This is a genomic window from Streptomyces sp. G45 (assembly GCF_049542095.1).
Taxonomy (GTDB): Bacteria; Actinomycetota; Actinomycetes; order Streptomycetales; family Streptomycetaceae; genus Streptomyces.
Genome location: NZ_JBMUZU010000001.1, coordinates 4,043,122 through 4,055,268, shown reverse-complemented (window position 1 = coordinate 4,055,268; position 12,147 = coordinate 4,043,122). Strand labels below are relative to the sequence as shown.

Genomic DNA, 12,147 nt, shown 5'->3' with positions numbered 1-12,147 from the left:
GCTGAAATCTTGGAGGCAACAGTGAGTTCTTACGGTTCGTTTCCCGGGGCGCGGCCCCGTCGGCTGCGTACGACGCCCGCGATGCGCCGCATGGTCGCCGAGACGCGGCTGCATCCGGCCGATCTGATCCTGCCCGCGTTCGTGCGGGAGGGGATCAGTGAGCCCGTGCCGATCGCGTCCATGCCGGGCGTGGTGCAGCACACCCGGGACACGCTGAAGAAGGCGGCCGTGGAGGCCCTGGAGGCGGGGGTCTCCGGGATCATGCTCTTCGGGGTGCCGGAGGAGTCGAAGAAGGACGCCGTCGGCACGCCGGGCACTGACCCGGACGGGATCCTCCAGGTCGCGATCCGCGACGTGCGGGCCGAGGTCGGGGACGACCTCATCGTGATGTCCGACCTGTGCCTCGACGAGACGACGGATCACGGGCACTGCGGGGTGCTCGACGCTCAGGGCCGCGTCGACAACGACGCGACGCTTGAGCGGTACGCGGAGATGGCGCAGGTGCAGGCCGACGCGGGCGCGCACGTGGTGGGGCCGAGCGGCATGATGGACGGCCAGGTCGGCGTCATCCGTGACGCGCTGGACCAGACCGGGCACGAGGACGTGTCGGTGCTCGCGTACACCGTCAAGTACTCCTCCGCGTTCTTCGGGCCCTTCCGCGAGGCGGTCGGGTCGTCCCTGAAGGGCGACCGCAAGACCTACCAGCAGGACCCGGCCAACACCGCCGAGTCCCTGCGGGAGCTGGCGCTCGACCTGGAGGAGGGCGCCGACATGGTGATGGTGAAGCCCGCCGGGCCCTACCTCGACATCCTCGCGAAGGTCGCCCAGCACGCGGACGTGCCCGTCGCCGCGTACCAGATCTCCGGCGAGTACGCGATGATCGAGGCCGCCGCCGAGCGCGGGTGGATCGAGCGCGACAAGGCGATCATGGAGGCGCTGCTCGGCATCAAGCGCGCCGGGGCCGACATGATCCTCACCTACTGGGCCACCGAGGTGGCGCGGCAGCTCTGAGCCCGCTCCGGGCCGCGCTTGACCTCAACATTGGTTGAGGTCACAGGGTGGGGTGCGTCATGTCGTCCGTCGCCCACTCGGGGAGGCCCCAGATGCACGCCGTCGTACTGCGCGAGTTCGGTCCCGCTCGCAACCTTCGCTACGAGACCCTGCCGGACCCCGAACCGGGGCCCGGCCAGGTCCGGATCGCCGTACGGGCGGCCGGAGTCCACTTCATCGAGACCGTGATGCGGGCGGGCGCCGCCAGTGAGCTGGCGCCGCCGCTGCCCGAACTGCCCGCCGTCTTCGGCGGCGAGGTCGCCGGGGTCGTCGACGCGGTGGGCCCCGGCACCGACGGCGCCTGGCTCGGGCGGTCCGTGGTGACCGCCTTCGGCACGCCCGGCGGCTACGCCGAGCTGGCCGTCGCCGACGTCGGCCACGTCCACCCCCTGCCCGAGGGGCTCGGGTTCCAGGACGCCGTCGCCATGGTCGTCACCGGCGCCACCACGGTCGCCCTGCTCGACCTCGCCCGCCTCACCGCTGACGACGTGGTGCTGGTGACCTCCGCCGCCGGGGGTGTCGGGCGGCTCGTCGTCCAGCACGCGCTCGCCGTGGGGGCCACCGTGGTGGGGGCGGCGGGCGGTCCCGCCAAGGTCGCCGACGTACGGGGGCTCGGCGCCGACGCCGTCGACTACCGGAGGGGCGGCTGGGACGGGGCCGTGCGCGAACTCCTCGGCGCCGAGCGGCCGTTGAGCGCCGTCATCGACGGCGTCGGCGGTGACCCGGCGGCCCGCGCCTGCGCGCTGGTCCGGGACGGCGGGCGGTTCGTGTCCATCGGCTCCGCGTCCCAGGTCGAGTTCCGGCCCGACACGGACCGGGTCGCCTACGTCAACGCCCTGGAGGAGCTGCTCGCGCGGCCCGGCGACCGGCCCGGCCACGAGCGCCGCGCCCTGGACGCCGCCGCGCGCGGCGACCTCGTCCCGGCCGTCCAGTCCTTCCCGCTCGCCCACGCCGCCGAGGTCCACGCCGCCCTGGAGCGCAGGGAGACCACCGGCAAGGTCGTGCTCGTCCCCTGAACGGCTAGTCCCGCCGCAGGAGTTCGGCCAGCCGGGACAGGCCGTCGGCCCCGTGCCCCTCGGCCACCGCCCGGTCCAGGAGCGGCTGCACGCCCGCGAACAGCTCGTCGCTGACGCCCGCGTCCGCGAACGCCGCGAGCAGGTTCGGGAACGCCGCCTGGTTCACCTCCAGGCTGGACACGTCCGTCAGGTGCCGACCGGACTCCAGGGCCGCCGCCGTGCCGGGGACGTTGCCGTGGACCATCGCGATGATCCACTCGGACAGCAGCGGCGCGAACTCCTTCGGCGGCACGCCCGCCGCCCCGGTCATCGCGAACGCCTGCGCCACGCCCATGACCATCCCGTACATGCCGGTGAGCAGCGACAGGTCCCACAGCGCCGCGAGCCCCGCGTTCTCGCCGACCCACTTGGTGTCCGCCAGCGCGGCCAGGGTCTCGCGGTGCGTCTCGTACGCCGCCCGGTCGCCGCTGTAGAGGACGTACGCGCCCGGCGTCGCGATCATCGGGGGGATCGCCATGATCCCGGCGTCGACGTAACGGATGTCGTGCTTCGCCGCCCACGCCGCCAGCTCGCGCGCCTGCGCGGGGGTGCCGTTGGTGGTGTTCACCAGGGTGCGGCCGCGCAGCTCGGCGGCGAGCGGCTCGAAGAGGGCGCGGACGGTGTCGTTGTGCGTGAGGCAGGCGATCACCAGGGGGCTGGCGGTGACAGCGTCGGCGGCCGTCTCCGCCGGGGTCGCGCCCTGGGCCACCAGGGGGCCCGTCTTCGCGGCCGTGCGGTTCCAGACCGTGGTCGCGTGGCCCGCCCGGACGAGCGCGGCGGCCAGGGCGGTGCCCATGTTGCCGAGGCTGAGGACGGATACGGAGGACTTCGCGGACACGGGAGCTCCTTCGGAGGGGCTGTGGGGTGGGGTGCTGTCCTCGATCCTCCGATCGCACGGTGGGCCGGACAAGTACCGACTATTTAGTGCAGTACTTACAGAAAGGTGGGTACGTGTGTGCCCCGACGGCGGGTCGGGGCACACGGGGTGGTGTCAGGGCCGGGCTACCACTTCAGGGCGTCGGCCGCCGTGGACTGCCAGTAGGTGACGAAGGCCGAGCTGTCCACGTAGACGCCGCCCGCCGGGAGCTTCGGGTACGTCGTGGAGCCCGCGCCGCCGGTCATCGCCCGGTTGGAGAACAGCACGCCGAGGTTCTTGGCCTGGTGGCCGCCCGTGCCCTCCGGCGACGACGTGCCGATGGCCGCGTACGCGGACTGGCCCGGCTTCAGGGTGACGACGGCCTGCGGGACGCTCGCGTCGAGGACGCGGGTGGCGGACTGGGCCTGGTCGAAGCGCAGGAACGGGGCGTTGTACGCGACGCAGGTCTTCGTGCCGGTGTTCTTGGCCGTCAGGAGCAGGTGGTTGACCGGGCGGTCGACCTTCTTGACGGTGACCTTGGTGGTGGCGGCGGTGCAGGCGGCCGGTGCGGCGGCCTTCTTGGCGGGCGCGGCCGTCGCCGACGTACCGGCGAGGGCGGTCAGGGAGAGCGCGGCGGTGAGGGTGAGGAGGGCGGCGGTGGTGCGGCGGTTCTGGCGCATGTCGGTCCTGTTCCTTCTGTGGGTTCGGTGGTGCGGTGGTTCGGGTTCGGGTTCGGGTTCGGGTTCGGGACCGGCCGGGTGGCCGGTCGGGGTGGTGGTCAGTTGAGCGCGTCGGCCGGGCTGGTCAGCCAGTACGTGACGCGCAGCGAGTCGTCGATGTGCACGCCCTTGGCCGGGAGCGCGGCGTCCGCCATGCGGTCGCTGCCCTGGAAGCCGACCTGGAGGCTCCGCGCGGTGCGGCCCTCGCCGCCGCTGCCGTCGCCCGCCGACAGGATCGCGGCGGCGTAGCCCTTGGCGCCCGGCTTCAGCGTGGTGACCGCCTGCGGCTTGCTGTCCTCGACGACCGGCGGCACGGACTGGGCGCCCTCGAACTTGAGGACCGGGTGGCCCGCCAGGTCGCACAGCGCGGAGCCGGTGTTCGTGACGGTGATCAGCATGTGGTTCAGCGGGCGCTGGACCGGGGTCGCGGTGACCGAGGTGTTGTCGGCGGTGCAGGGCACGCGGTTGGCCGGGGCGCCCGGGTCCTTGGCGGCCCCGGGGTTCTTGGCGGCGGCCCCGTCCTTGCCGCCGCCGGACGCCGAGCCCTGCCCCTTGCCGCCGGTGGCGGTGGCGCTGCTGGAACCGCCGGTGCCCTGGGCGGCGCCGCCCGCCGCCCCGGCCGACTCCGAGGAGCCTGAGGCCGCCGAGGACTTCGTGGGCTTGGAGGCGCCTTCGTCCCGTACCCCGTCGTCCTTGCCGCACGCCGTGAGTGACAGCGCGGCGAGCGCGACAGCGGCGGCGGCGAACATGCGGGTGCGCATGGAAGGTCCCTTCGTGGGTGGGTGACATGGGATGTCATGGGAGGGGGCACGGGGGTGCAGCGAGCCGCCTGGCCAGGGGGCCGGGGCGGCGTGCTTGGATGGCTGAAGCATGGACGCCGTTGTGTCCCGGGGGCCAGCGTGCCGGGGGAGTACGGGACACTGGAACGGTCACAACGGCTCTGACCTGGGGAAACGTGCGGTGCCTGGAATGGCGGGGCGGGACGGAGGAACGGTGGGCGCGGCAGACTTCGCCGAGCTGCTGACGGAGCTCAAGCAGCGGTCGGGGCTCAGCTACGGGGTGCTGGCCAAGCGGCTGCACGTGAGTACGTCGACGCTGCACCGCTATGTGAACGGCACGGCCGTACCGACGGAGTTCGCCCCGGTGGAGCGGTTCGCCCGGCTGTGCAAGGCCACGCCGGACGAGATGGTGGAGCTGCACCGGCGGTGGATCCTGGCGGACGCGACGCGGGGGCGGAAGGCGGAGACCGGAGCGACCGGGGCCGGGGCGGCGGGGGCCGCGTCGGCCACGGCGGCGGAGGCCACGGCGGCAGGGGCCGAGCGCGGGCCGCAGCCGCCGTCGCAGCCGCAGTCGCCGTCGCAGCCTGAGGTCGGGGCCGCCGCCGAGCCGGAGTCACGGCCGGAGGCCGCAGCCGCAGCCGCAGCCGCCGCCGAGCCGGAGCCGGGTCGTCAGCCCGAGCCCCGCCCGGCGTCCGAGCCCCGCCCGGCGCCCGGGCCTCACCCGGCGTCCGAGCCCGGCCCGGCGTCTGACGTCAGCCCGGCCTCGGGGTCCCGCCGGACACCCGCGTCCCACCCGGCCCCCGAGCCCGGCCCGGCGTCCGGCTTCAAGCCCGCCTCCGAGCCCAGCCCGGCCTCCGCGTCCCACACCGCCTCCGCGCCTAGCCCGGCCTCCGGGCCCAGCCCGGCCTCCGGGTCCCACCCCGCCTCCGAGCCCCGCCCGGCCCCAGAGCCCAGCCCGGCCTCCGGGTCCCACCCGACACCAGAGAGCCCCACGCCCCCCGAACCCGAACCCGTACCCGAAGTCACCCGCCACCCCCGCCCAGCCGACACCCGCACCTCCCCCCGCAGGCGGCGGCTCGCCGTGGTCGGGGCCGTCGGGGTCGTTCTCGCGCTCGGGGGTACCGCCCTCGCCCTTCAGGGGGCCTCCGACGGGAAGGACGGCGGGCGCAAGCAGGTGGCCGAGGGGGCCGCGCCCTCCGCGCGGGGCGACGGGTCCGGTGCCGGGCGCGCCCCGCGGAAGGACCCGTCCGCCACGCCGTCCGCCAAGGACGAGCCCGGCAAGGCCGAGAAGGACGGCAAGGGCGGCAAGGGCGAGCGGTCGCGGGACGGCGGGGCGACGGGCGGCGGCAAGGGCGCCACTTCCTCCTCGGGCGGCGGACGCGCGGGCGCGGGCGCCCCGTCCGGCGCCGCACGGCCCGACAGCGGCACGCCCCCCGTCACGGCCCACGTCCGGCCCTTCCCCTACTACCCGAGCCCGTGCAGCCAGACGTTCCTGATCGACCGCGAGCCCGGCGCCGTCCTGCGGCCCCCCTCCGAGGCGGAGGCGCCGACCTGGGTCAAGGCCATGGGCGGCATCCAGGCGGGCGGCGGCTACATCGAGGTCACCCTCCAGGGCACCGGCAAGGACACCGTCGTACTGGAACGCCTCGACGTCGACGTACGCCGCAAGAGCGCGCCCCCCGCGTGGAACAGCTATGTGTCCGGCGAGGGCTGCGGCGGGCCCGTCGGCACGAAGTCCTTCGCCGTCGACCTCGACGCGGCGCAGCCCGTCGTCACCCCCAAGGGCGGCCAGCGGAACTTCCCCTACAAGGTCAGCGAGTCCGACCCCGAGGTCTTCTACATCGAGGTCAACACCACGAACTACGACGTGCTGTGGTCCCTCGACCTCCAGTGGTCCAGCGGCGGCCGCACCGGGACGCTGCCCATCGACGTCGCGGGCAAGCCGTTCCGCACCAGCTCCGCCGAGGGGCGGCCCACCTATGTGCGCCCGCCCGGCGCCACCAAGTGGCAGCCGCGCACGACCCAGCGGTGACGGGCCCCGCCGCCCGCCCCGGCCCGCCGTCCGCATCGCGAAAAGCCTGTCGCGGGCGGCGGTCACCTGCCTACCCTGCCCGGAGCCCACGGACCGAGAGGGAACCGCGATGACCGTCACCACCAGGCCCGCCACCGATGCCCCCACGCCGCCGCTCGCCGCGCGCGCCGCCGCCATCGGCGGCTCACCGGTACGGGACATCCTCGCGGTCACCGCCCGCCCCGAGGTCATCAACTTCGCGGGCGGCCTGCCCGCGCCCGAGTTCTTCGACAGCGCGGGCGTCGCCGCCGCGTACCAGGCCGTCCTCGCCGAACGGCCCGGCCAGGCCCTCCAGTACGCGACGACCGAGGGCGAGCCCGCGCTGCGCGCCGCCATAGCCGCCCGGTACAGCGCGCGCGGCCTGGCCACCGACGCCGACGACCTGCTCGTCACCACCGGCTCCCAGCAGGCGCTCTCGCTGCTCGCCACCGCCCTCGTCGAGCCCGGCGACACCGTGCTCGTGGAGAACCCCTGCTACCTGGCGGCGCTCCAGGTGTTCGCGTTCGCGGGCGCGCGCGTCGTGGCGGTGCCCGGCGACGAGCACGGCGTCGACCCCGCCGCCCTGGCCGCGCTCATCACCGAGCACCGGCCCAAGCTCCTGTACACGGTGCCCACGTTCCAGAACCCCACCGGCCGGACCATGCCCGCCGAGCGGCGCGCCGCCGTCGCCGAGGTCGCCGGGCGGCACGGCCTGTGGCTCGTCGAGGACGACCCGTACGGGGAGCTGCGCTTCGAGGGCGAGCGGGTGCCGTGGATCGCCGCGCACCCCGGCGCCGAGGACCGCACCGCGCTGCTCGGCAGCTTCTCCAAGGTCATGGCGCCGGGTCTGCGGCTCGGCTGGCTGCGCGCGCCCGCCGCGCTGCGGCGCGCCTGCGCCATCGCCAAGCAGGCCGCCGACCTGCACACGCCGACCGTCAACCAGCTCGCCGCCGCGTGGTACCTGGAGCGGTACGACCTGGACGCGCACGTGGCGCGGGTCGCCGCCGCGTACGGGGAGCGGCGTGACGCCATGCTCGCGGGGCTGCCCGGCGCGCTTCCCGAGGGCTCCATCTGGAACCGGCCCGAGGGCGGGATGTTCCTGTGGGTGCGGCTGCCGGACGGGTACGACGCCGCCGAGCGGCTGCGGGCCGTCGTCGCCCACGATGTGGCGTACGTGCCGGGGGCGCCGTTCTTCGCCGGGCCCGCCGACCCGGCGACCCTGCGCCTCTGCTTCGTGACGCAGACGCCCGACGAGATCGCGGAGGGGCTGCGCAGGCTTCGGCTGGGGCTGGGGTAGCGGTCGCCCACCAGCCGCCCGCGGCAGGGCGGGCGGCTGGTCCCAAGGCGTCAGCGTCAGCCAGAGGCGTCAGAGGCGTCCGTCAGAGGCGGTCGGGGGTCCTGATGCCCAGGAGGGCCATGCCCTGGTGGAGGGTGCGGGCCGTCAGGTCGCAGAGGAACAGGCGGTTCTCGACCTGGGCGGGGGTGTCCGCCTTCAGGACCGGGCACTTGTCGTAGAACGCCGTGTACAGCGACGCGAGCTGGTACAAGTACGCGGCCAGCTTGTGCGGGGCGTACTCCGCGGCGGCCTCGAAGACCGTGTCGCCGAACGCGTCCAGGTGCAGGCCGAGCGCCCGCTCCGCCGGGGCCAGCTCCAGCTCCGGGTGCGCGACCGGCTTCGCGTCGCCCGCCCGGCGCAGGATCGACTGGATACGGGCGTACGCGTACTGGAGGTAGACCGACGTGTCGCCGTTGAGCGACACCATCTGGTCCAGGTCGAACTTGTAGTCGCGGTTCGGCGACGTGGACAGGTCCGCGTACTTCACCGCGCCGATGCCGACCTGCGCGGCCCGCTCCTGGATCTCGTCCTCCGTGAGGTCCCGCGCCTTCTCGCGCACGACCTCGGCGGCGCGCTGCACCGCCTCGTCGAGCAGGTCCTGAAGCCGCACGGTCTCGCCCTCACGCGTCTTGAACGGCTTGCCGTCCGCGCCGAGGACCGTGCCGTAGCCCATGTTGTGCGCGGTGACGTCGTCGTTCAGCCAGCCCGCGCGCCGGGCCGTCTCGAAGACCATCCGGAAGTGCAGCGTCTGGCGCACGTCCACCACGTACAGCAGCGTCGTCGCGCCCAGGCCGAAGACGCGGTCGCGGATCGCCGACAGGTCGGAGGCCGCGTAGCCGAAGCCGCCGTCGGCCTTCTGCACGATCAGCGGGACCGGCTTGTCGTCCTTGCCCTTGATGTCGTCGAAGAACACGACGAGCGCGCCCTCGGAGCGGACCGCGACGCCCGACTCCTCAAGCATGCGGGCCGTCTCGGCCATCATGTCGTTGTACGCGGACTCGCCGACGATCTCCTCGTCGCGGATCTCCATGTCCAGCTTCTCGAAGACCGAGGAGAAGTAGACCTTCGACTCGTCCACGAACCGCTGCCACAGCTCCAGGGTCTCCTCGTCGCCGGACTGGAGGGCGACGACCCGCTTGCGGGCCCGCTCCTTGAAGTCCTCGTCCGCGTCGAAGACCGCGCGCGAGGCCTTGTAGATCCGGTTCAGGTTCGACATGGCCTGCTCGCCGTCGACCTCGTCGGCCGGGGCCAGCTCGCCCGGGTGCTCGATCAGGTACTGGATCAGCATGCCGAACTGCGTGCCCCAGTCGCCGATGTGGTGGCGGCCGACCGTCTTCTCGCCGGTGAAGTCGATCATGCCGCGCAGGGCGTCGCCGATGACCGCCGAGCGCAGGTGGCCGACGTGCATCTCCTTCGCCACGTTCGGCTGGGCGTAGTCGATGACCGTGACGCCCGGCTCGGCCTTCACGGGTACGCCGAGACGGTCGCCGTCGGCGGCGCGGGCGGCCAGCGTCCTGGTGATCGCCTCGTCCGTCACCGTGATGTTCAGGAAGCCGGGGCCGGAGACCTCGACGTCCTTCAGCAGGTCCGGCGCGTCGATCGCCGCGACCACCTGGGCGGCCAGGTCGCGGGGGTTGGCCTTCTGCTTCTTGGCCAGGGCGAGGATGCCGTTGGCCTGGTAGTCGGCTCGGTCGCTGCGTCGCAGCAGCGGGTCGGCGGGGGCTGCCTCCGGCAGGGCTGCCGTGAGGGCGTCCGCGAGGCGCTGGTGGACGGAGGCGGTGAGCGACTGGACCGAGGCCATGGAAGGGATGCCGTTCTCCTTGAGGGTGTGGATAGACACGGTCAGTATTTCACGGGGGGTCCAACGGTTTTTCCGGCCGCGGGTGGGGCCCTCGCGGGGCGCCCCAGACCCGCCCCTTCCCGAAACTGGGGGGCTCCGCCCCCAGGACCCCCGTTTATCGCCGCTCCGCGGCTCGTCCTCAAACGCCGGACGGGCTGGACATATGCGGCCTCGCCACCATCAAGCCCGTCCGGCGTTTGAGGACGAGGCCGAAGGCCGATCAAGGGCGGGCGGGCGGGGAAAGAAACACGTTTTCGCGGTTTCGAGGCTACCTGGGAGAATGGGCCAGTCCAGCGGTACGCCCGTACGTACCGGCATCCAAGGCAGGAAAAGAAGGGCGCCGATCGTGGCTCAGAGCACCGATACCACCGACTGGGTCTCCCGCTACGCGGACGAGGTCATCGCCGAGTCGGAGCGTCGTGCCCCGGGCAAACCGGTCGTGGTCGCCTCCGGCCTGTCCCCGTCCGGCCCCATCCACCTGGGGAACCTGCGCGAGGTCATGACCCCGCACCTCGTCGCCGACGAGATCCGCCGCCGCGGCCACCAGGTCCGGCACCTGATCTCCTGGGACGACTACGACCGCTACCGCAAGGTCCCCGCGGGCGTCCCCGGCGTCGACGAGTCCTGGGCGGAGCACATCGGCAAGCCCCTGACGTCCGTGCCCGCGCCCGCCGGGTCCTCGTACCCGAACTGGGCCGAGCACTTCAAGGCCGCGATGATCGCCGCGCTCGACGAGCTGGGCGTCGAGTTCGACGGCATCAGCCAGACCGAGCAGTACACGTCGGGCGCGTACCGCGAGCAGATCCTGCACGCCATGCGCCACCGCGCCGACATCGACGCGATCCTCGACCAGTACCGCACCAAGGACAAGGCCACCGGCAAGCCCAAGAAGCAGCAGCAGAAGCCCGTCGACGAGGCCGAGCTGGAGGCCGCCGAGGGCTCCGGCGCCGCCGCCGAGGACGACGGCAGCGGCGGCTCCGCCGGATACTTCCCGTACAAGCCGTACTGCGGCCAGTGCGGCAAGGACCTCACCACCGTCACCTCGTACGACGACGACACCACCGAGCTGGCGTACGACTGCACGGCGTGCGGCTTCGGCGAGACCGTGCGGCTGAGCGAGTTCAACCGCGGCAAGCTGGTCTGGAAGGTCGACTGGCCCATGCGCTGGGCCTATGAGGGCGTGGTCTTCGAGCCGAGCGGCGTGGACCACTCCTCGCCCGGGTCGTCGTTCGTCGTCGGCGGGCAGATCGTGCGGCAGATCTTCGACGGGGCGCAGCCGATCGGCCCGATGTACGCCTTCGTCGGGATCTCGGGGATGGCGAAGATGTCGTCCTCCCGCGGCGGCGTGCCCACCCCGGCCGACGCCCTGAAGATCATGGAGGCGCCGCTGCTGCGCTGGCTGTACGCGCGGCGGAAGCCCAACCAGTCCTTCAAGATCGCCTTCGACCAGGAGATCCAGCGGCTCTACGACGAGTGGGACAAGCTGGAGGCCAAGGTCGCCGACGGCAGCGCGCTGCCCGCCGACGCCGCCGCGCACTCCCGCGCCGTGCGCACCGCCGCCGGTGAGCTGCCGCGCACCCCGCGCGTCATGCCGTACCGCACGCTGGCGTCCGTCGCGGACATCACCGCCGGGGCCGAGGACCAGACCCTGCGCATCCTCAGCGAGCTGGACCCGGCCAACCCGCTGGCCGACCTCGACGAGGTCCGCCCGCGCCTCGACAAGGCCGAGAACTGGATCAGCACCTACGTGCCCGCCGACGCCCGCACCATCGTGCGCGCCGAGCCGGACACCGAACTGCTGTCCTCCCTCGACGACGAGGGCCGCGAGTCGCTGCGGCTGCTCCTGGAGGGCCTGGACACCCACTGGTCCCTCGACGGCCTCACCACGCTCGTCTACGGCGTGCCGAAGGTCATGGCCGGGCTCACCCCCGACGCCAAGCCCACCCCGGAGCTGAAGGTCGCCCAACGCGCCTTCTTCGCGCTCCTCTACCGGCTGCTCGTGACCCGCGAGACCGGGCCGCGCCTGCCCACGCTGCTGCTCGCCGTCGGCGCGGAGCGCGTGCGCAAGCTCCTCGGCGCCTGACGACGCCCCGCACGCACACGAGGCGGGCACCCCACGGCACGGGGCGCCCGCCTCACTTGCGTCCTCACCCGCGTCCTCACCTGCTTCCCACCTGCATCCTTCGGACTACCCGCCGTTCCGACCCGCGCACGACGATCCCGCGGGGCGCGGCGCCAGCATGGAGGCATGAAGGAAATCACCGCCGTCATCGGCTGGGTCGTCGGCATCCAGGGCGCGCTCGGCCTCGCCGGACGCCTCAGCGGCAACGACCCCTGGGGACTCCTCCAGAAGTGGTGGGACATCCCCACCGCCGGATACGCCGCGCTGCTCGTCCTCGGCTTCGTCCTCGCCGTCTACGGAGAGAAGGGCAAGAAGGCGGCCCGGCACTAGCCGCCCGCCG

General features: G+C 73.4%; 10 protein-coding genes. 6 read left to right on the top strand and 4 right to left on the bottom strand.

All coding sequences use genetic code 11. The features are described 5' to 3' along the window. The first annotated feature begins 21 nt into the window (after nucleotides 1-21). Nucleotides 22-1,011, top strand: coding sequence for a porphobilinogen synthase (gene hemB / locus ACOBQU_RS16610; RefSeq protein WP_423627797.1), 990 nt, complete (start codon nucleotides 22-24; stop codon nucleotides 1,009-1,011). Nucleotides 1,012-1,103: 92 nt separating this feature from the next. After that, a complete protein-coding gene (locus ACOBQU_RS16605; protein WP_423627795.1) occupies nucleotides 1,104-2,066 on the top strand; it encodes a zinc-binding dehydrogenase in 963 nt (320 codons plus the stop codon). Nucleotides 2,067-2,070: 4 nt separating this feature from the next. Here ACOBQU_RS16605 and ACOBQU_RS16600 read toward each other — a convergent pair whose 3' ends face one another. The 3 genes from ACOBQU_RS16600 to ACOBQU_RS16590 all read right to left on the bottom strand — a co-directional run bounded on the left by ACOBQU_RS16600 (nucleotide 2,071) and on the right by ACOBQU_RS16590 (nucleotide 4,441). After that, nucleotides 2,071-2,943 carry an NAD(P)-dependent oxidoreductase gene (locus tag ACOBQU_RS16600; RefSeq protein WP_423627793.1) on the bottom strand — a complete coding sequence of 291 codons (873 nt, stop codon included), beginning with the start codon at nucleotides 2,941-2,943 and terminating at the stop codon, nucleotides 2,071-2,073. A gap of 164 nt (nucleotides 2,944-3,107) precedes the next feature. Then, the gene (locus ACOBQU_RS16595) at nucleotides 3,108-3,641 is read right to left on the bottom strand and encodes a DUF4232 domain-containing protein (protein ID WP_423627792.1); all 534 of its coding nucleotides are present in this window, start codon (nucleotides 3,639-3,641) and stop codon (nucleotides 3,108-3,110) included. A gap of 98 nt (nucleotides 3,642-3,739) precedes the next feature. Next, nucleotides 3,740-4,441: a DUF4232 domain-containing protein gene (locus tag ACOBQU_RS16590; protein WP_423627790.1), complete on the bottom strand. Its 702-nt coding sequence runs from the start codon at nucleotides 4,439-4,441 to the stop codon at nucleotides 3,740-3,742. A gap of 232 nt (nucleotides 4,442-4,673) precedes the next feature. On the opposite strand from ACOBQU_RS16590, the gene ACOBQU_RS16585 reads away from it, so the two are divergent. Beyond that, on the top strand, nucleotides 4,674-6,491 hold the full coding sequence (locus tag ACOBQU_RS16585; protein WP_423627788.1) for a helix-turn-helix domain-containing protein: 1,818 nt from the start codon (nucleotides 4,674-4,676) through the stop codon (nucleotides 6,489-6,491). A gap of 109 nt (nucleotides 6,492-6,600) precedes the next feature. Beyond that, nucleotides 6,601-7,806, top strand: a complete 1,206-nt coding sequence (locus tag ACOBQU_RS16580; protein WP_423627786.1) for a PLP-dependent aminotransferase family protein — start codon at nucleotides 6,601-6,603, stop codon at nucleotides 7,804-7,806. 82 nt (nucleotides 7,807-7,888) lie between these two features. Here ACOBQU_RS16580 and argS read toward each other — a convergent pair whose 3' ends face one another. Next, nucleotides 7,889-9,646 carry an arginine--tRNA ligase gene (argS, locus tag ACOBQU_RS16575; protein ID WP_423634545.1) on the bottom strand — a complete coding sequence of 586 codons (1,758 nt, stop codon included), beginning with the start codon at nucleotides 9,644-9,646 and terminating at the stop codon, nucleotides 7,889-7,891. A gap of 319 nt (nucleotides 9,647-9,965) precedes the next feature. On the opposite strand from argS, the gene lysS reads away from it, so the two are divergent. Together lysS and ACOBQU_RS16565 are read left to right on the top strand one after the other, a co-directional pair. Next, nucleotides 9,966-11,768, top strand: a complete 1,803-nt coding sequence (gene lysS / locus ACOBQU_RS16570) for a lysine--tRNA ligase (RefSeq protein WP_423627784.1) — start codon at nucleotides 9,966-9,968, stop codon at nucleotides 11,766-11,768. A gap of 165 nt (nucleotides 11,769-11,933) precedes the next feature. Continuing rightward, a complete protein-coding gene (locus ACOBQU_RS16565) occupies nucleotides 11,934-12,137 on the top strand; it encodes a hypothetical protein (RefSeq protein WP_423627783.1) in 204 nt (67 codons plus the stop codon). The last annotated feature ends 10 nt before the right edge of the window (nucleotides 12,138-12,147 follow it).